This is a genomic window from Nocardiopsis sp. NPDC101807 (assembly GCF_044766605.1).
GTDB lineage: Bacteria > Actinomycetota > Actinomycetes > Streptosporangiales > Streptosporangiaceae > Nocardiopsis > Nocardiopsis tropica.
The window spans coordinates 130,352-149,253 of sequence record NZ_JBIWMK010000011.1; the positions used below are offsets into that span (position 1 = coordinate 130,352).

General features: G+C 75.6%; 12 protein-coding genes. 4 read left to right on the forward strand and 8 right to left on the reverse strand.

Annotation, left to right across the window (positions count from 1 at the left end):
• Positions 1-53: 53 nt before the first annotated feature.
• The 7 genes from ACIRPH_RS28510 to ACIRPH_RS28540 are packed head-to-tail and all read right to left on the reverse strand — an operon-like array spanning position 54 to position 12,334.
• Positions 54-473, reverse strand: a complete 420-nt coding sequence (locus ACIRPH_RS28510) for a Fur family transcriptional regulator (RefSeq protein ID WP_267949320.1) — start codon at positions 471-473, stop codon at positions 54-56.
• Positions 474-519: 46 nt separating this feature from the next.
• The gene (locus ACIRPH_RS28515) at positions 520-2,106 is read right to left on the reverse strand and encodes a hypothetical protein (protein ID WP_402919771.1); all 1,587 of its coding nucleotides are present in this window, start codon (positions 2,104-2,106) and stop codon (positions 520-522) included.
• Positions 2,103-3,143 (reverse strand): hypothetical protein, encoded by a 1,041-nt coding sequence (locus ACIRPH_RS28520; protein ID WP_402919773.1) that lies wholly within the window; start codon positions 3,141-3,143, stop codon positions 2,103-2,105. Before ACIRPH_RS28520 ends, ACIRPH_RS28515 begins: the two co-directional genes overlap by 4 nt.
• Positions 3,144-3,161: 18 nt before the next feature.
• Complete coding sequence (locus tag ACIRPH_RS28525; RefSeq protein WP_402919775.1) at positions 3,162-4,286, reverse strand: hypothetical protein; 1,125 nt, start codon at positions 4,284-4,286, stop codon at positions 3,162-3,164.
• Positions 4,283-6,703 (reverse strand): hypothetical protein, encoded by a 2,421-nt coding sequence (locus ACIRPH_RS28530; protein ID WP_402919777.1) that lies wholly within the window; start codon positions 6,701-6,703, stop codon positions 4,283-4,285. Before ACIRPH_RS28530 ends, ACIRPH_RS28525 begins: the two co-directional genes overlap by 4 nt.
• On the reverse strand, positions 6,700-9,975 hold the full coding sequence (locus ACIRPH_RS28535) for a tubulin-like doman-containing protein (protein WP_402919778.1): 3,276 nt from the start codon (positions 9,973-9,975) through the stop codon (positions 6,700-6,702). Before ACIRPH_RS28535 ends, ACIRPH_RS28530 begins: the two co-directional genes overlap by 4 nt.
• A gap of 43 nt (positions 9,976-10,018) precedes the next feature.
• Complete coding sequence (locus ACIRPH_RS28540) at positions 10,019-12,334, reverse strand: vWA domain-containing protein (protein ID WP_402919780.1); 2,316 nt, start codon at positions 12,332-12,334, stop codon at positions 10,019-10,021.
• 736 nt (positions 12,335-13,070) lie between these two features.
• Here ACIRPH_RS28540 and ACIRPH_RS28545 point away from each other — a divergent pair.
• The 4 genes from ACIRPH_RS28545 (at position 13,071) to ACIRPH_RS28560 (ending at position 17,152) form a co-directional block, all read left to right on the forward strand.
• Positions 13,071-13,925, forward strand: a complete 855-nt coding sequence (locus ACIRPH_RS28545) for an alpha/beta hydrolase (protein ID WP_402919782.1) — start codon at positions 13,071-13,073, stop codon at positions 13,923-13,925.
• A 153-nt stretch (positions 13,926-14,078) separates the two neighbouring features.
• Positions 14,079-14,798: a DUF981 family protein gene (locus ACIRPH_RS28550; RefSeq protein ID WP_267949328.1), complete on the forward strand. Its 720-nt coding sequence runs from the start codon at positions 14,079-14,081 to the stop codon at positions 14,796-14,798.
• Positions 14,799-14,927: 129 nt separating this feature from the next.
• On the forward strand, positions 14,928-15,356 hold the full coding sequence (locus tag ACIRPH_RS28555; protein ID WP_402919784.1) for a YchJ family protein: 429 nt from the start codon (positions 14,928-14,930) through the stop codon (positions 15,354-15,356).
• A 161-nt stretch (positions 15,357-15,517) separates the two neighbouring features.
• A complete protein-coding gene (locus ACIRPH_RS28560; protein WP_402919786.1) occupies positions 15,518-17,152 on the forward strand; it encodes a hypothetical protein in 1,635 nt (544 codons plus the stop codon).
• A 31-nt stretch (positions 17,153-17,183) separates the two neighbouring features.
• Here the strand turns inward: ACIRPH_RS28560 and ACIRPH_RS28565 are convergent, their stop codons facing one another.
• Positions 17,184-18,851, reverse strand: a complete 1,668-nt coding sequence (locus ACIRPH_RS28565; protein WP_402919788.1) for a hypothetical protein — start codon at positions 18,849-18,851, stop codon at positions 17,184-17,186.
• Between the last annotated feature and the right edge of the window lie 51 nt (positions 18,852-18,902).

Here is an 18,902-nt window from a genome sequence, read left to right on the forward strand (position 1 = left end):
CCTCGGTCCTAAGGTGGGATCTCTTGGTGCTGCGGTGGAGCACCGGTCGTGTGTCAGGCCTCTTGGCAGGCGGGGCATACGCCCCAGTAGGTGACCTCGACCTCGTCTATGGCGAAGCCGTGGTCCTGCGAACCCGTCATGCAGGGGGCGGCTCCGGTGGCGCAGTCCACGTCCGCGATCACGCCGCAACTGCGGCAGACCACGTGGTGGTGGTTGTCCCCCACCCTCCGCTCGTAGCGCGCCGCCGACCCCTCCGGTTCGATCCTTCTGACGAGCCCGGCGTCTGTCAGAGCCCTGAGCACGTCGTACACCGCTTGTGTGGACACCGCACCGAGCTGGCCGCGGACCGCCTGGAGGACGGTGCTGGCATCGGCGTGCGGATGAGCCCCGACAGCCTCCAGGACCGCCACCCGTGGCCGGGTCACGCGTAGCGAGGCCTCCCGGAGGAGTGCCTCCGTCTCCGTCTGGTGCATGGGCCCATTGAAGCACTTTTCTGGAATGATTCCAACAAAGGCCATCCTAACTGCCCGTGAACACCGCCACCGCGATCAGCACGAGGAGGAGCTGCACGATCAGGGCGGCCACGAGCCCCGGGCGGACCTCCCACCCGCCCGCCGCGGCCCCGCGCACCACGAGCCTGCGCCCGAACCCCGGGTACCGGTGCTCGACGATCCGGGTGGCCAGGTCGCTGATCCGGTCCGGGTCCCGGGTCCGGCCCAGCTCGTCGAGGAGCCGGAGCAGCTCCTCGGGGACGTGCTCCGGAGGCGTCGCCGCGGGTCCCGGGAGCGAGGCGGGGCGCCGGAGCGCAGGGGCCCGGTGCCCGGCCCGGTGGGAGGGCGGCGGATCCCGGCGGGGCCCCCGGTCGGGCCCGCCCGGGCCGGGGCGGCCGGGAACCCCCTGGTCCGCGGGCGGACGGTCCCGGGGTTCCACCTCCCCCGTGCGGGAAGTGTCCGGTCGCGCGTCCCGGGGGCGCTCCCCCGGGAAGCGCCCGGCCGGGTCGGCGCGCTCCTGCGGTGCGGCGGGGTCCGCGGAGGCGTCCGGGGCCGCGGGCCCCGTCGGCCACAGGGCGTCCGCCGCACCGCGGGGCGCGAACCGGGGCGGGCCGTCCTCGGAGGCGGTGTCCCCTCGGGAGGGGCGCGCCGGCGACTCCCGCATGCGCGCGGCCAGGAGCTCCAGAACCCGGCGGTGATCGGACGCGCGGTCCTCCTGCAGCCCTTCGGTGGCCTCGAGCACGGTGCCCGCCTCCAGGTGTCCGACGAGCCAGCGGGCGAGGCCGTGGTGGAAGGACCCGTCGCCGCCGGAGAGGACGTCGAGCGCGGCGCCGGACCCCGCACCGGCCGCGGGCCCCGGCGGCCGGAACGCGATCTTCGGCCGTGTCGGGGCGGCGCCGCGTTCCGGCCAGGGCTCGTAGGTGGAGAACGACCAGTCGGACCGCTCGCCCCGGGGCTTGCGCTCGGTGCCGAGCACGTCCCGCAGGACGACGTAGGCGCCCCACAGCAGGAGCAGCCTCGATCTCTCGTCCAGGGCGGGGGCGCCCGCCGGGACGGCGACGTCCACGGGGGAGCCGGGGGCCTGCAGCAGCCTCGCCACCAGGGGCGCCAGGCCCGCCTGCGCCGCGGCCTCGCGCTCCAGCCGCTCGGGCAGGTCGGAGAAGCTCCCGGGGACGAGGGCCGGAGCCGTGCAGGCCCATCCCCGTTCGAGGTCCCGGGGCTCGGACAGCCACGCGCCCAGGTCGGGCACGGCGTCCAGCGCGACCAGGAGCGCGCGGGGCGCGTTCAGGTCGTCGCCGACCACCGCCCGGGCACGGCTGCCCCGGCGGTCGGACGGGGCGGGTTCGGGCAGCCGGCGCAGGAGGACGCCCTGCCCGTCCTGGAACCTGCGGTACCAGTAGCTCGGCGCCGTGTGCTCGGGAGGCAGCTCCGGGGCCACCACCCCGTCCAGCCGGTCCCGCCACGTGACGAGCCGCATGTAGCCCTCGGCGCTGTCGGACAGGGACGTCCCGACGGGTCCGATGCCCGTCCCCAGCAGCCCCTGCCGGCGGTAGCCGAACGAGATCCGCTCCAGGGGTTCCCTGCCGGTCCCCCCTGCGCCCGGTCCCGCGGTCACAGCCCCACCCCCCGCGCCCCCGGGCTGGTCGCGACCCCGGTCATGGCCATCAGCGTGAGGAAGGGCTGGAGGGTGCGCTGCGGCCGGACCGGGCGCGAGTAGCTGGGGCTGTCCGGAAGCCGGGCGCCCCCCGTCGCGGAGACCGCGTGGATCGCGCTCCGGCCGAACTCGGTCCACGGCCTCAGGTAGCTCCCGCCCTTGTCGTACCGGTCGATGAACGCGTAGAGGTCCTCCGTCTCGGCCGCGATGCGGGGGGCGTCGTCCAGGCACACACCGTCGCGCAGCCACCGGTCCACCGGGTGCTCGTAGCGGTACACGTCCGCCTTGCCCACCACGACGACGGCCGCCTTGTCCTGCTTGTCCTCGACCACGTCCAGGACCGCGGAGAAGGTGGTGTCGGCGCGGTCCTCCTCCAGGTCGTCGGGGGAGACGACGAACACGAACCCGTCCACCTTGTCGAAGAACGCCTGCCGGGAGACCTTGCCGACGGTGTCCATGACCTCTCCCGAGACGTCGAAGAAGGCCACCGCGCGCTGGTCGGAGCCGTCGGAGACCATCAGCCCGACCTCGAACTCCCACACGTCGTCGTTGGTGCGCGCCAGGACCCGGCCCTGGCCCAGGAGGGGGCGGACCCTGGTGTTGGTGAACCGCTCGTACGCGTTGACGTCCAGGGGGGAGGCCGACAGGCCGAACCGGTTCAGGCCCTGTTCCTGGATCGCGCCGACCATCGACGCGAGCAGGTGGGTCTTGCCGGACCGCGGCGCCCCGACGAGGGCGACCACGACCGGGTCGCGGCGCTGGTTGACGTACTGGTAAGGGAGGTGGTGCTCGGGGTACTCGTTGCCCCTGTTGGGGCACAGCACCTGGGCCCGGGTGCGCATGATCCGGAGCCGCATGCGCTCGGTGGCCCCGTCCGGGACGTACAGCGGGCGGTACTCGCCGTCCCGCCACTCCCTCAGCTCCCCGCTGTCCGGTCCGACCCGGCTCAGGCACACGGGGCACAGGACCCGGGGGGCGTCCGCGGAGTCGTCGGTCATGGGTGGTCAGCCTCTCGGTCAGCCGAAGCGGAGGAACAGGGCGACGGACGCGGCCACCATCAGCGCGAGCAGGAGAGCGAGGCCGACGTAGCCGGAGCGGCCCGCCCGGCGGACGGCCTCCACGTCCGGGGCGGGGCCCTGGAGCGGGGGAGCGCCCGGGGAGGGTGCGGCGGAGGCGCGGGGCGGGGGCCCGTCGGGCACCGGTCCGTCCCCGTCCGGCGGGGCCGTCCCGGCCGCGAGCCTCTTGCGCTCCCTGTTCTCCCGGAACCTCGTGCGGCCCTGGCGGAGGTGGTCGCCGACCCCGGTCCGGTGGGGCGGCGCCGCGCCCGCCACCCGGGCCAGGAGCTCCCCGGCCCCCGGGCGCTCCTCGGCCTCCCGGGCGAAGACCCCTTCCAGCTGCGCCGCCAGTCCGGGGTGCCCGGCCAGCGGAAGGAAGCCTCCGCCGGACACGTCGTGGCCGGTCAGGGCTTGGAACAGGACCAGGCCCGCCGACCACACGTCGTCACGGGGGTCGCAGCGGCCCACCGCCGCGCGCTGCTCGTGGGAGGCCCACGGGCCGACGCCCACCGACTCGCGCGCCACACCGGCCACGGTCGCGCTGGTGAAGCCGCACACCTGCACGCCCCCGCCCCCGCCGTCCCAGCGGACGGTCCCGGGCCGGATGTCCCTGTGCACCACCTCGCCGGCCTGCAGCCAGAACAGGGCCCGGAACAGGCCCTCCCGGAAGGCCGCCCGCTCCTCCTCGAACAGCAGCCGCCTGCCCAGGACCGCGTCGAGCGGCTCGCCCCGGTAGGGCTCCAGCAGGGCGAAGGGCTCCGCGGGGTCGTCGCGGTAGCCGACCAGGCGGCTCAGCTCGACGGGGGGCGAGCCGGACGAGGCCCTCGCCAGCCGGACCCCCGCGAGGATCTCGTTGTCCAGGGCGGCGAAGGCCCGCGCCCGGTCCTGGACGCGCTCGCCGCCGAGGGGGCGCACGGACAGCCTGAGCAGGTCGCGCCCGGACACCTCGTCGTGCACCGCCACCAGGTCCAGCAGCGGGTGCGCCGGCGCGTCGACGGCCCGGTCCGGGGCCGGGACCAGGCGGCACCGCGCGCTCTCCCGGCGGGGCGTCAGGTAGGCGGCCTCCACGGCACTGTGCTCGTTCAACGCAGGTAGTCCTCCTCCGGCCGGTCGGTCCCGGCCCCCCGGTCCTCCGCGCCCCCGCGGGGCCCGTCCGCGGGGTCCTCCCCGGACGGCGCCTCCGCCGGTCCCCCGGCCGCGCCCGCGGCGAACGCGTCCTCCAGGCCCGGGGCCGGACGCCCCGACGCGTCCTCGTGCCCGCCGTCCGGGGGCTCCGTCCAGGACCACCGGGTGCGCACCACCCCCCGGCGCAGCGGGACGAGCCGGAGGACCCCGGTGAGCGTCCCCGCACGCGTCCACACGGCCGAACGGTCCGGGAACGCCGAGTCCGGGTCCCCGTACGCCGCGACCCCCGCGCGCAGCGAGTACGGGGCGAAGCGCACCACCCGCACCGGGGGGCCGCTCTCGCCCAGCAGTGACAGGTGGCCCGGGTCGCACAGCTGCAGCATGCGGTCGTCGGGATCCACGCGCAGGGTGTCCAGCGCCCGGTCCAGGTCGGGGCCGCCCTGGACCCGCCGGGGCGTGTCCGGGTCGGCGAAGCGGGGCGGGACGTGGGCCCCCACCCGGGCCAGGTGGTCCCGGTACCCCTCCAACAGGTCGGTCGCCGTACCGCGCACCCTGCGGGAGAGGTCGCCGACGGGCGCCCCCGAGCGCAGCCCGGCCCGCACCGGCTCCAGCGCGGCGCGGGCCAGAGCCGACAGGTCCGAGCGCACCACCGCCTCCAGCTCCTCCGGGTGCGAGGAGGGCGGCGGCAGGGCGGCGGCCGCCCCGGCGAAGGCGTCGGCGACGGCGCGCACCGCCCCCTGGGCGGAGCGGGCCGCGTCGGCCACGCCGCTCCGTGCGGCCCCGGGGTACCAGGACTCCCGCGCACGCCGGTCGACCAGCGCCGCCAGGGCGGTGACGGACGCGTCGGCCCGCTCCGGGGCGATCCGGTCCCGCCACCTGCGGGCGAGCCGGGACCACGTGTACAGGAGCACGCCGCCCCCCGCCACCGCGCAGGCCGGGACCGCCAGGGACAGCCACACGGGCGGCGGCACCACGAGGCCGATCCGCAGGGCGCCGCCCGCGCCCGCCCCAGCCAGGACGCCGGAGAACGCCGCCACCGCGTGTGCGGCGGCGGTCGGCAGCCCGCCGCCGGGGCCGCGGGCCCGCTGTGCGCCCGCGGCGACCGCCAGGACCCAGGCCAGGGCGGCGGCGATCCCCCCGGCGAGCCCCGCGAGTCCGCCGGCGAGCGCGGGCAGAACGGGCAGGAGGAAGGCCGGGAGCAGGAGCGGGGACAGCGGCCCCGGCAGGGGGAAGGGCGGCGGGTCCGCCAGGGACCGCAGCACGTCGTCGGGGGTTTCCGGGCCCGTCGGCGGCGGGGCGGCGTCGTCACGGGGGGCGACGCGCCGGGAGACCTCCTCCAGGTCCCGGGCGAGCCCGTCGAGCGAGGCGCCCCCGCGCACCCCCTCGTCCAGGAGCCGCACGAGCGCGCCCAGCGCCTCGTCGACCTCCTCGCGGGTGGGCGGTGCGCCCCGGACCCCGGCCCGGTCCAGTGCGGCCGCGAGCCGGTTCCCGGTCAGGGGGGCCAGCTCCCGGAAGAGTCCGTCGACGTGGGCGCGGTAGGCGTCCAGCGCCTCCCCGGCGGTCCGCAGCTCCTCCCGGCGCACGCGTTCGGGCGTGGCGCGCGAGAACGCCCCTCCCACCCCGGAGAGCGAGGCCAGGGCCTCCTCCGCCGCGGCGACCGCGTCCCGGGCGTGGCGCTCGCGGGTCCCGAGCCCACCCTCGCCGCGGCGGACGTCGGCGGGGCGGGCCGTGCGGGCGCCCGCCACGAGGTCCGCCAGCAGGTTCCCCCGGGAGGGCGCGGCGGCCGGGGCCGGGCCGGTCCCGCCCGCGGACGCGCCCCCTCCGGAGGCGTACCGCCGCAGGGCCGCGGCCAGCGCGGAATCGGCCGCGCCGCCGCCCCTGGCGGGTTCGGACCAGCACAGGCCGGGCGAGGCGGCGGCCTCGGGGAGCCGACCGCTCAGCTCCACGACACGGTCGAACACCTCCACCTGGCCCAGTGCGGCGAGCAGGCGCTCCAGGCCGGCCCCGGAACCGGCGGGGACGCCGGCCCGGGGCCGGGGCGGCCCCGGCGGCCTGACGCCCCAGTCCACCCCCGTGGTGTCGCCGACCCACAGGGTGGCCACACCGCGCCCGGGGCCCAGCTGGCCGGGGCGGTCCAGGAACCGGCGCCCGGCGTCCGTGGTCGGGGGGCCCACGGCGACGCACACCGCGGAGCGGACGCGACCGCTGGTGAACACCGCCTCGTAGGCGGCCGTGTGTCCGCTCAGCGACCGGGTCCCGTCCAGGAGGACGACCCGGTCGGCCCCGGTGAGGGGGGTGCCCTCCCCGAGCTCGCCGAGGACGGTCCCCAGGGCTTCCGCCGGGCTGCTCCCACGCAGGTCGAACAGGCGCACGCTCATCGCAGCGGGTCACCCTCCCGGCCCCCGGACCGTCCGGGGCTGTTCCCGCCGAAGTCCGTGCCGTCGGGGCCGGGCTCCCCGGGGCCCGCGGTCCGGTACCCGTGTCCCGCCCCGCCGCCCGAGGCCGACGCCTCCGAGCGCAGCTGCCCCAGGTTGGAGAACAGCGGCATGTGTACCCCCGTGAAGTCCAGGTCCATGGCGGCGGGCACGGTGAGCTCCCAGAAGTCCCGTGCCTGGAGCAGTCTGCCGCGCGAGCTGCCGGGCAGGCCCTGCGCCATCCGCTCCAGCCGCCGCGCCTCGCTCCGGTCGTCGGCCAGGCGGCAGAAGGCCTCGAAGACCGGGTGCGGGGGCTCCGGCCTGCTGTCGACGCCGAACGGCACCTCCCGCATGAGCTGGGTGCTGAACTGCCCCGTGATGCCGTCCTCGCCGGTGAAGGCCCAGCGCTCGTAGGCCTGGAGCAGGCTGCCCCAGGAGGAGGTGCGGCCCAGGGGCGCCAGCCGCAGCGGCATGGTGACCCCGCCGCCCAGGGTGAAGCGGACCTCGTCCGGGGCCGACGGGTCGCCGACCACGGACGCCCTCCCGTTCCACAGGGCGCTGAGCAGCCGCTGCAGGATGCGGACCCGGTGCCGCTCCGTCGTGGCCAGGTGGCTGAAGTCGTACCCGAGCCGCTGGCGCCAGGGCAGGTGGTCGCCGGGCTCGTGGCGGATGAGCGCGTCGGACCACAGCCGCATGACCTCCCGGACCTCGGGGACCTCGGTGATGCCCATGGAACTGCGGAAGAGGACCACGCTGATGCTCTCGGCGCCGGTCACCCGGTACTCGAACCTGTGCCCGGCGCCCCGCGGCAGGTTGAGCATCTCCCGCAGGCACTGCTCGACAGCGGCGTTCTTGGTCGGGGAGTCGTAGGAGATCAGGATCTTGAGCGGGCCGTTCCCCTGGGGGTCGTACCCCACCGGGAGCAGGCCGGCCACCTGGGCGCGGAAGCGGGCCAGGTCCTCCTCGGCGATCCTGCCCGCCGTCTGCCCCGCGGCGTGGGAGAGCAGATCCGCCAGCCGGGGCAGGAGGTGGGACCTGGAGGACTCCGGGTCTCGCAAAAAACTCTTGACCCAGGTCTTGAGCCGTTCGCGAAGGAAGGCCACGGCCTCGGCCGGACCGCTCTCCAGGGCGGCGCCGAAGGCCTCCGCCCAGATGTGCGGTCCGAGGAGCGTCTGGACCAGTTCGGCGTCGGTGGGGGAGGCGTGCAGCTGCCCCGACTCGTGCAGGTCCCGAACCACCTGCTCCCGGACCCGCGCGAAGAACGGTTCGAGGTCGCCGCCGGACGGGGGGAGGAGGTAGGAGACCCCGGTGCGCTGCCGGTAGAGCTCGCGGGAGAGCCGTTCGAAGCGGGGGCGGTCGGCCCTGGCGTGCTCGTCCAGCTGCTGGACGAGCGCGGGCAGGTCCCGCGCCATCTGCGCGGTCTGCTGCTTCCAGCGGGGCTCGGCCGCCGCCCAGGCCTCGCTCCAGGCGGTCCGTGTCTGCCAGTCGTACCAGGCGTCCTGGCGCGCCCGGGCTGCGGAGGGCTCGGGGTCGGCGAAGCGGATCCTGCGCAGGCCGCCCAGCCGGTCCCGCAACTCGGGCAGGGCCGGGAACCCGTTCATGCCCTCCGGGGGCGGGGGTGCGTCGCGGCGCCGCTGGATCAGGCCGAGGACCCCCAGCTGCGCCGCCGGGTCGCTGCTCCGGGGGTCGCCCGAGAGCACGCGCAGCGCCTGGAAGGGGTCCAGACCGGAGAGCAGCGCGCGTACCCCGGCCCGGTGGTCGAAGCTCCGGGCCAGGTCGGGGGCCTCGCGGGCGAGGCGGGAGCGCAGGGCCGCCAGGCTGTGCTTCATGGCCTCGCCGCGGTCGTACAGGGCCCCCGCGACCTCCTTGGCGCCGTCCGCGGGCTGCGGTTCGGCGAAGCCGATGCCGGTCCGGGCCAGGAGCGGGTGCAGCTGGGCCTCGGAGAAGAAGTTCCGCAGCGCCTCCTGGATCTGCTCCGGGGGGAGCGCGCGCATCGGAGCCTGCATGTCCTCCACCGCCGAGCGCAGCAGCCGGGAGCCGATGATGTCGGCGATCTCGTCGACGGGCACGGTCATGGAGGCGACCAGGGCGGTCGACACGCCCTGGTTGCCGATGCCCGTCTCGGCCGCGGAACCGCGCTTGCTGTCCCCGTTGATGAAGCTGTCCGCGAAGGACTGGTACTCCTGCTGCGCAGCGGGGGCCTCCTCGGCCTTGTCGTCGGGGTCGGTCCCGGCCAGGGACAGCATCAGGGAGACCACCGAGCGGTGCAGGTCCTCGCGGTCGGTCCCGGTCGGCCTGTTGAACAGGAACGCCGTCTGCATCGTGGAGGACGCCATCTGGACGCGGCCCTCCACCGGGTAGTGGACGCAGGCCTCCTCGCGGCTGCGGAGCGAGGGACGGGTGTCGTCGGCCAGCTCCAGGGAGGCCTCGCGCCCGTTCTGGTCGTCGACGAGGCGGAACAGGTCCAGGAGGGCGCGGCCCGCGTTGAGCCGGGCGTTGCGCCCGCCGCCGAACCCCTCGTCGAAGGACGAGGGCATGAGGACCAGGGGGTAGATCTGGATGCGCATGCCCGAGCGCTCGAAGGCCCGGGCGATCAGGTGCAGGTAGTCGTAGAAGATCCCGGCCCCCGTGCCGCCCGCGACGGAGAACGAGACGAACACGTCGCACGCGCGGGGCAGCGCGCCGCCCAGCGCGGCCAGGTCCCCGGCCGAGGTGGCGAGCCGGTTGATCGCCTCGTGCAGGGGGGCGACGGCCGGCCCCACGCCGCCCCGGAAGGTCTCGAACAGGGCGGCCCGGCCCACCGTGGGGAACTGCCCGGCCCCGTGGTCCAGCGGCGCCACCCGGGGTTCGCCCGCGTCGGGCGGGAGCCAGTGCCCCACCGTCTCGCCCGCGCTCAGCCGCAGGCTGCGCGCGGCCTCCGGGTAGGTGCGGACCTCGGGCAGCAGGTCGCGCACGTAGTGGGCGGTGCGCTCGACCGCGGGGAAGTACTGGCGTCCGGGCACCACGCTCGAGGGCATGGCGTCCAGCTGGCTGCGGCTGACGTCGGCGTAGACGAACTGCACGCAGGACGGCAGCTGGTAGGGGAGGAGGTCGGCGCCCGGGCGGCGCCTCTGGAACTCGGTCCCGTCGGGGCCGCAGAACTCCTCGCGCATACGGCGTTCGAGCTCGGCGCCGATGCGGCAGCCGGTACCGCCGAGACCGACGTACAGAAGCGGCTGGTAGAGCTTCATCGTCATGGAGAGGGCAACCCTTCGGCTGTGCGTCGTTCCTCGGGAGGGGTCAGTCGATGTGGATGCCGTCGGCCGGCGGTCCCTGCCCGGGGGCGGCCGGACCGGGGCCCGGGGGCCGGGGGTGGGCGTTCTGCGCGGGGGGAGGGGAGGGCGTCCTCCGGAGCGTCCGGCGGTCCTCGAAGGACAGGGACAGGCCGTCGGACAGCGGCTCGCTGCCCTGGCCGAAGGCCAGGAGCTGCTCCCGGCCGTCGGCGGTGCGCAGCCGCACACCGCCCGAGCGGCGCCGCCGGACCTCGTGGACGCGGGCCGGACCGGGGCCGCGGGCGTGGTCGAGCCGGGGGTCGGCCCCCGCCTCCTCGCGGACGGTGAAGGCGAAGACCGTGCTCCGCCTGGCGGGGGCCGCCAGGGGCGGGAGGAGGGCGCCGCCGTCCCGGTGGAGCGTGGCGACGATCCCCCCGACGTCCCGTTCCTCCCGTGCCTTCTTCAGGCCCAGCAGGAGCGAGCCCCCGCCGAGGAGGAGCAGGGCGGCCAGCGGGGCCCAGAGCCACCAGTACCGCTCCAGGACGCCGGGGGCGGAGCGCACGGTCGTCGCGATCGTGGGGGAGGTGTGCAGGACCTCGCCCCGGGCGTCGACCGCCAGGACGTTGAGGGTCGCCGGGCCGAGTGCGGAGCCCTCCCCGATGCGGACCGTGAAGTCTCTGCGGCTGCTCCCGGGCGCGAAGCCGGCGTCGTCCTGGGCGATGGTGGCGAGCAGGCCCTCCGAGGGGGCGAGCACCAGCTCGACGTCCTCCTCCCGCGCCCCCTGGTTGTCGACGGTCAGGGTGCCGGGCACCTCCTGTCCGGCCCAGACCCGTTCGGGGAGTTCCCCGAAGGAGACGCTGGGCCGGAGGCTGCTGCCCCCGGGGTCGAAGGTGTACACGTACTCGTGCACGTCGTCGGGCACGCCGGGCCCCTGGACCCGGCTGGTGAAGGTCACCTCGCCGGTCCCCTCGGGGACGGAGACGGTGCCGGCGTACTGACCGTCCCCGGCCGCGGAGTCGGGGGCCTCGCCCCCGTCGCCGATCTCGACGGGGGCGGAGGAGCCGTCCGGGAAGGCCGCCTCGGCGGAGAAGTCGAGACCGGAGAGGGCCTCGGGGGAGGTGATCGGGCCCCGGCGGGTGCGGATGTCCACCCGGACCACCAGCTCGCCGGGGTCCTGCCCTCCTTCCACCCGGAGGAAGGTGTTGATGAAGCCCTTCCACTGGGCGCGCGCCGTCACCAGCTCCTCGGGGGTCCCCTCGGGCGAGGTGAGCCGGACGCTCCAGGCGCCGGGCATCGGGTCGACGAGGCGCAGCACCTCGACGGGGCTGTTCTCACCGCTGACGGTGATGGCGGAGCCGCGGTGCTCGGCGGCGCCGGTGTCCACCGTCTCGCCCTCGGGGTCGAGGTACTCCACGCGGATGGCCGGGTTGTTCTTGGTGACCATGAGCGCGCCGTCGGTCGCCACGAGCGGGATGTCGACCTCCAGCGTGGCCCGGCCCCCGCCCGCCAGGGTCTCGTCCGCGGGCTCCCCCACCTGGGAGCAGGACGCCGCGGCCAGGGCCTCCTGGAGGGTGCGCGCCACGTCGGAGGAGTCGTCGGCCACGCGGGCCACCGGGGCGGACACTTCGAGGTCGTTGCAGGTGTCCTGCGAGCCGCCCGCGGCGAACGCGTCGAGCTGGTCCCGGTCGATGGCGCTCCCGAACCCCAGGGGCCAGATCCGCACACCGTTCTCCGCGGCCCGTTCCAGGTGCTCCCCGACCAGGGAGGCGGCATTGTCGTTGCGGCGCTCGGCCGCGCCGTACTGGGGGCTGTCGCGTACGTCGAGCGCGCCGTCGGTGAGCAGGAAGACGATCTTGGACGATCCGTCAGGTGAGTCCGCGCCGGTCAGGTGGCCCAGCGCCGTTCCCAGCGCCTCGGCGTGGTCGGTGTCGTCGCCCTCGGAGTCCTCGCGGCGCTCCAGGCCGTCGACGCAGTCGGCCAGGTACTGGCGGCCCCCGTCCTCGTCGACGAGGGTGGGGCGGCACACCTCCCGGGCGGCGATCTGGCCCGACTCACCGTTGTTGCTGCCGAAGCCGATCACGGTGACGCGGGACCCGGGGTCCAGGACGCTCTGCGCGATGGTCGAGGCGGCCTTGGCCTCCTCATCGACGTCCTCCCGGCCCAGGGAGCCGGACTCGTCCACCAGGACCACGATGTCGAGGGGGACCGGGGCGTCCTCCCCGGGCCGTGGCGCGAGCGCCCCGGCGGGGGCGGGGAGCGGGACGGCCGGTCCGAGGAGCAGGACAAGCGCCGTCACGAGGGCCGTGCGGCGCCCGGCCGGCTTCACGCGGGGGGTCGTGGCCAAGCCACCTTTCCCTTCTCGTGGTGGAGGTGAGAGAAAGCGATCCGGTTTTCACGTGACCAAGATGCTTGTCATCGGAAAAATATAGGGGAGGCATACTGTACTTCTTTCCGAGAGGCGCTTCAACGGATTCCGTTGCGGTTTTCTGTTCCCTATGTGTGGCTGGTGTGATTCCTGAGGTGATTCTTTCTGTTTGGTGTTCGGGTGCATCCCTGGGGGTGTGGTGGCATTTTTTATCGTGGCTGCGGCCTGTTCGGTGTTTTCCGGCGGGGGTTCGCTTTCCTTCCCGTTCGGCTCGCGGAGGGCCCGCCGGGGCGTTTCCTCCGTATGGTCGGGTTCCGTGCGGCCGGCGGCGGCGAAACGCCGGACATGTGCGGTTGCGGTGCGGGGGTCCGGTCGGGGGCGGCGTCCGGGTGTCAGGGGCGTTTCGGGTCGTTCGTCCCGAAGGGAAACGGGGTGGCGTTCGGTCGACGCCCAGGAGGCGCCCCTCCGGGGGGCGGATTCGGTCGGCGCCCCGCGCGCGAGGGGCCGCGGAAGGGGGAATCGAGGCGGGGCGGAGAGGGCTCGGACGGTGGTTCTCCCACTCCTTTCCCGAGGGCTCACCGGAGCCGCATCGGCTTCATCGGTGGATCGACCGGTCCTGGCCGAGCGCGATTGACTTCCGTTTTCCGGTGTCGAATATTCGGGGGACGGCGCGCCCGAGGCCGCTGTCCCCCGCACCCTTTCGAGGAGACCCGAGATGGAATCGCGCATACCCGGCCGCCGGACGGCAGCCGTCCTCGTCGGCCTGCTGGCCGCCGCCCTCGCCCCCCTGGTCCCCGGAACGGCCGCCGCCGACCGCGTGGAGGCCGCCGGCGGGACGGGCCCCTACGACGCCGGGTACGTCACCACCCTCCGCCTGCGCGACCACACGGTCTACCGGCCCGTCGACCTGCCCGAGAACGAGACGCTGCCCGTCGTCGCCTGGGGCAACGGCGCCTGCCGCGCGGACGGGACGTGGTTCGAGAACATCCTCACCGAGTTCGCCTCGCACGGGTTCCTGGTCATCGCCAACGGCCGCCCGGGCGGGACCGGCAGGACCGACCCCGAGATGCTCATCGAGGCCGTCGACTGGGCGATCGCGGAGAACAGCCGCCTGTTCAGCGAGTACCGGGGCAGGATCGACACGGAGAACATCGCCGTCATGGGCCAGTCCTGCGGCGGGCTGGAGACCTATGAGGTGGCCGACGACCCCCGGATCACCACCACCGTGCTCTGGAACAGCGGACTGCTGAGCGACGCCGACGACCACCTGCTCGACGACCTGCACGCCCCGATCGCCTACTTCGCCGGCGGGCCGACCGACATCGCCTACGAGAACGCCCTCGACGACTGGGAGCGGATCCCCTCGGACCTGCCCGCGTTCATGGGCAACCTCGACGTCGGGCACTTCGGGACCTTCGCCGAACCCGACGGCGGCGAGTACGGCAGGGTCGGCGCCGCGTGGCTGAAGTGGCGGCTCAAGGGGGACGAGGAGGCGGGAGGCGAGTTCGTCGGCGAGGACTGCGGCCTGTGCTCCACCGAGTGGGACGTCCGTCGACGCAACCTCTCCTAGGAGGGGCGGCCGTACGGGGCCCCGTGCCCCGCCGCCCCCGGCCCACCCCCCGACACCTGCGTCGATGCGTGACTCCGCAGTCACTCTGTGCGAATTTTGCGGAACCGGCCCGTGCTCTTCCCGCGGGCCGGTTCTCGAACGGGGGCGGGGCACATGGGGGACTTCCTGACCGGGGTCGAGGGCGGCCTGACGATCGACTGGGCGACCATGCCCACGTACAACACCGTGATGTCCGTCGCCGCGGGCGCCGGACTGCTGCTGGTGGTCGCCCTGGGCCGCGCGCTGCTGCGGGGCGGCCGGATCGTGCCCGACGGATGGGCGCTGGCCTTCGGGGCGCTCGGCCTGCTGCTGGCGACCACGGGGCTGCACATGACCCTGACCTGGCCGCTCGCGGCGGGCGGGTTCCCGTTCGACAACATCGTCTTCGGCGAGCCGAGCCTGGTGTTCGGCGTCCTGCTCCTGGCGGCGTCCTTGTACCTGTGGAAGCGCGGCGAGGCCCTGAACGGGCACGAGAACCCCGCCGCGCACGCCGCGCGGGTCGCGGGCCCCCTCTCCGTCCTGGTGTTCGGCATCGGCCTCGCGGCGTTCGGCATCGCCGCCGCGGGGTGGGCGTTCATGCTCTTCGCGGCCCCTCCGCAGGAGCCCATTTCCGGGGTGTTCGGCGCCTACCCCTGGCTGGAGGCCACCTTCATCTCCGGCCTCTACGTGCTCGTGGGGGTCGGCGCGGTCCTGTTCCCGTTCGGCCTCAGGTCGCTGGGCTCGGGGCTGTGGACGGTGATCGGTGTCGCGTGGGGCGTCGCCGGGGCGGCGTTCCTGCTGTTCGGAGCGTTGAACTACTACACGCACATCGGCCTGGTGATCAACACCATGTGACCCGCCGTCCCGGCGGTCGTCCGCGGCCGGGACCGCGAGGGGCACGGCCGTGGCCCACCGGCCGCCGCCGTCGCGCCGGGGTCCGCGCGCCCGGGACCGCCCACGGGCCGGAGCGGCCACAATGGGAGGATGTCGCAGCGAAACCCACGCACCAGCCCCCGGCCGCACACCACGGCGGCAGGCACCCCCTGCCCCTGCGGGAGGCCGGAGTCCTACGGGGACTGCTGCGGCCGCCTGCACAGCGGGACGGCGTCGGCCTCCACCGCCGAGCAGCTGATGCGCTCGCGCTTCAGCGCCTTCGCCGTCGGCGACCGCGACTACCTCCTGCGGAGCTGGCACCCCCGCACCCGGCCCGCCGGCCTCGACCTCGACGCCCGCACGCGGTGGGTGCGGCTGGAGGTCCTGTCCACCGGCGAGGGCACGCCCTTCCACAACGAGGGCACGGTCGCCTTCCGCGCCGTGTACCGGGAGGACGGCCGGGAGGACGAACTCGTCGAGCACAGCCGCTTCCTGCGCCACGAGGGGGCCTGGGTCTACCTCGACGCACTCCCGGAGTGACCCCGCGGGGCCGGGCCGGAGGGCCAGGCGCCCGGGGCGCCACGGGCGGCGGGCCCGGGGGCCGGTAACCCCCGGCGACGGGCGCGCCCCGCGGTGCGCGACGCCGCCCCGGCACGGTAGGAAGGGTGCGCGAACGTCGCCGAACGGACACGGAGAGCACCATGAACGCCTCGACGCCCGGCCCGCTGGAACAGGGCCCCCTCCTCCAGGACCTCGCGGGCCGGCTGGTCTCGGCCGTGCCCGAGGGATGGCAGCAGCTCACCTACCTCACCAGGGTCATCGGCGCCCACACGGACGAGACCCTCGCCGTCCAGGACGCCGACGGGCAGGTGAAGCAGGTGGAGGTCCCCGAGGGGGTCGGCGAGCTCGTCGGAGCCCTCAAGCGCGCCGGGTACCAGGAGGGCAAGGGGACCTGGCTCTCCATGATCGTCTCGGTGCACCACACCCACCGGCTCGACGTCGAGTACAACCACGACACCGAACCCGAACTGGCCCCCGGGGCCAGCCCCCTCGCCTACGCCCAGGAGCTGAAGCGCTTCCCCCGCGACGAGGAGGCGGTCCCCGCGTGGCTGGGCGCCAGGCTCCGGGAGGCGGAGGAGCTGCCGACCGGGCAGATCGCGGCGGACTTCGGCGCGGCGCTGGTCGAGGCGTGCGACGCCGAGGGGTTGCGCGCCGAGTACTTGCCGCCGACCGGTCTGCGGGTCTCCCTCCCCGACGGCGGGATCCTCGTGGACGACGACCTCGGGGACACGTTCGACCAGGCGGCCGTCCTGCCCCCGGAGCAGCGCCTCGGCCTGGCCGCCCACTTCGGCGGGTACGTGGCCCGCGCGGCACAGGAGCGCCGGGCCGCCGGCGGAGCCCCCACGACGGCCTCCGACACGGGCGGCGCGGTCGCGGACGCCCTCGTCTCCGCCTTCCGCGAGGAGGGCGTCGAGGTCTCCTTCGAGGGCGCGGACACGCTGGTCGTGCCGCTCCCCGACGGCAACCGGGCCACCACCGACATCAGCGGGTTCCGCTCCGCCCTGGCCGACGCCGCCCCCGACCAGCTCGCGCACCACGCGGCCGGGTTCGCCCGCGCGGCCGTCGACCAGCTGGCCAGGGCCGCCCGGCAGGACGGCGCCACCGGGGCCCCGGCGCCCGGCGACGACCCCGGGGAGGACGGGGCCGGGCGTCTGCGGGTCCGGCTCTACCCCGCCTCGGCCTTCCCCGAGGGGGTCCTGGAGGAACTCCTCGCCCGGGAGGTCGCCCCCGGCCTGTGGCAGACCGTCGTGGTCGACAGCCCCCAGAGCCTGCAGCCCCTCTCCCGCAAGGCGCACGAGGACACCTGCCGCCCCGACCACGAGGTCTTCGCCGAGGCCGTGGCCGGCTCCCTCGACGAACCCGTCGAGGTGAGCGAGCACGACCTCGACGGGGTCCGCCTCGTGCACATCGGCGGACCGCACCCCTACGTGGCCGCGCAGGCGCACGCCCTCGGCCGGCACATCGGCGAGGCCCCGCACGGAGCCCTCGTGGCCTTCCCCGTCCCCGAGGTGCTCATCGCCCATCCCCTCGGCCAGGGGCACCCCTTCGCCGCGATGGAGAACCTGCAGGAGATCGCCGGGAAGTTCGCCGCCGACGCCGCCAAGCCCATCGGCGCGCAGCTCTACTGGTGGCACCCCGGCTCGCTCACCGCCGGACAGGACGCCGTGCCCGACCTGCGGGCCGTGGGGATCGAGGTCGACCACGAGGCGAAGTCGGTCTCCGTCCGCACCTCCGACGAGGAGTTCGGCCCCGTGCTCGACTCCCTGCTCGGTTAGGCCCGCGCCGCCGCCCGGGGGTGACCCGGCCTCAGGGGTGGTCGCGGTCCTGGATCCGATGCCTGCCGCGAACGCGCCACGGGTTGCGGGGACGGCGCCGGAACCAGTTCCGGAACCGCCCCCGCCCCCCGTCCCGCCCCGCGTCGGGGGCCTCCGCGGCGCCGCCCTCGTACCGGGGGACCGCCGCCCCTCTCGGCCGGAACCGGAACGGGTTCCGGTGGGCAGGGGGAGAGAGGCCGGGCCGGTTCCGCAGCTGGGCCACCGCCCGGGCGCGGACGGCCTCGCGGGCCCGGGCGGCCGTGGACGCGTCGGGGTGGTGGCGGCCGACCGCGTCCAGGACGGGGAGCGTGTCGGGGTGCTCGGGGCTCCAGAGACGGTCGGTGTCGTCCAGGACCAGCTGCTCGATGTCCGGAGTCCCGTCGGCGGACAGGAACCCGGGCAGGTCCTCGGGACTGCGCTCCGCGGCCGCCGCGATCATGTCGATGACGACCCAGTGCCCGTGCCCGGCCATGACCTCGTCCACGTCCTCCGAGGACAGCATCCCGGAGGAGAGCAGGACGACGGCGGCCAGGCCGGCCACGCACGGGCGGTCGCAGGACAGGAGCGCGCGCAGCTCGGGTCCGATCTCCGAACTGGTCGCGTCCAGCACCTTCGTCCCCGTCCAGCGGCGCAGGGCCCGGCCGGGGCCGTCGGTCACCGCGACGATCTGGCGCAGGGCCGCGGCAGGGGTCCGCTCGTCCAGCCACGGCCGGACCTCGGCGATCAGGCGCTCGGGCGGCAGCGTCCCCAGGGCGTCGAGGAACCCCGCGGCCCCCGCCCCGGCGAGGCTGCCGACGAGCGGCGCCTCGACGCCCTCCTCCTCCAGGAAACCGCGCACGCCGTACCGGCCCAGCGGCGTCAGCTCCACCGCCGGGTGACCGTACCCGGTGCACCGGGGGGCGGACCCGTCGGGCCCGGCCTCCTCCGCGGCGACCGCCTCCTCGGCGGTGACCAGGGCCACGGCGCCCGTCCCGAGCAGCCGGCGCAGGGTGCGCACCACCCTGCCGGTGGCCTGCCGCCGGTCCCGCATCGGAAGGGGGGAGTCGGGGCCCGGCCCCTCGGCCGGTTCCCGCAGGACCGCCCCGACCAGCACCGGGAGCGGCACCCGGAACCCGTCCGGCGCCTCGTAGAGGAAGCGCAGGACGGCGGTGACGAGGCAGGGCTCGTCGACGCCCGGCCAGGGGGTCCCCGCCGAGAGGTCGTCCCGCGCACGGCCGACGGAGGCCTCGAACACCTCGGTCCACCAGCTCAGGACCTCGTCCGGTTCGCGGACCCGCTCCTCCAGCCCCGGCTCGGGCCCGGCCCAGTCGGCGGTCGCCTCCAGCAGGCCCAGCCGCACGGCGGTCCGCCACGGGAGCGCGAAGCGCGCGGCCTCGACGGCCTCGGCGTCGACCCAGTCCGGCCCCTCGGAGGCGGCCTCCGTGTCGAGGCCGTGCGACCACAGCCCCAGCGCCTCGTCCGCCGCGCGGATGTCCGTCGCGTAGGGGAGGCCCTCCGGGGTGAGCGGGGTGGCGGGGGCGCTCCAGCGCGCCAGGCGCAGGGCGTCGCGGAGCAGGGGGGTGGTCAGGGCGGCGCACGCGAGGACGTCCGCGGGGAGGAGCGACACGGCCCTCGCGGAGGAGGGCTCCCGGCCCGGGGCCGACCGGTCATGAGAGGGCATGTTCGCTCCCGGGTCTCCTGGTGGTGCGCGGACATCCCTTCTACCCCTCCG

Bases quoted from the DNA above. Each gene is read 5' to 3' on its own strand.
- ACIRPH_RS28510 (WP_267949320.1), bottom strand. From the start codon at position 473: ATGCACCAGACGGAGACGGAGGCACTCCTCCGGGAGGCCTCGCTACGC.
- ACIRPH_RS28520 (WP_402919773.1), bottom strand. From the start codon at position 3,143: ATGACCGACGACTCCGCGGACGCCCCCCGGGTCCTGTGCCCCGTGTGC.
- ACIRPH_RS28530 (WP_402919777.1), bottom strand. From the start codon at position 6,703: ATGAGCGTGCGCCTGTTCGACCTGCGTGGGAGCAGCCCGGCGGAAGCC.
- ACIRPH_RS28535 (WP_402919778.1), bottom strand. From the start codon at position 9,975: ATGACGATGAAGCTCTACCAGCCGCTTCTGTACGTCGGTCTCGGCGGT.
- ACIRPH_RS28545 (WP_402919782.1), top strand. From the start codon at position 13,071: ATGGAATCGCGCATACCCGGCCGCCGGACGGCAGCCGTCCTCGTCGGC.
- ACIRPH_RS28550 (WP_267949328.1), top strand. From the start codon at position 14,079: ATGGGGGACTTCCTGACCGGGGTCGAGGGCGGCCTGACGATCGACTGG.
- ACIRPH_RS28555 (WP_402919784.1), top strand. From the start codon at position 14,928: ATGTCGCAGCGAAACCCACGCACCAGCCCCCGGCCGCACACCACGGCG.
- ACIRPH_RS28560 (WP_402919786.1), top strand. From the start codon at position 15,518: ATGAACGCCTCGACGCCCGGCCCGCTGGAACAGGGCCCCCTCCTCCAG.
- ACIRPH_RS28565 (WP_402919788.1), bottom strand. From the start codon at position 18,851: ATGCCCTCTCATGACCGGTCGGCCCCGGGCCGGGAGCCCTCCTCCGCG.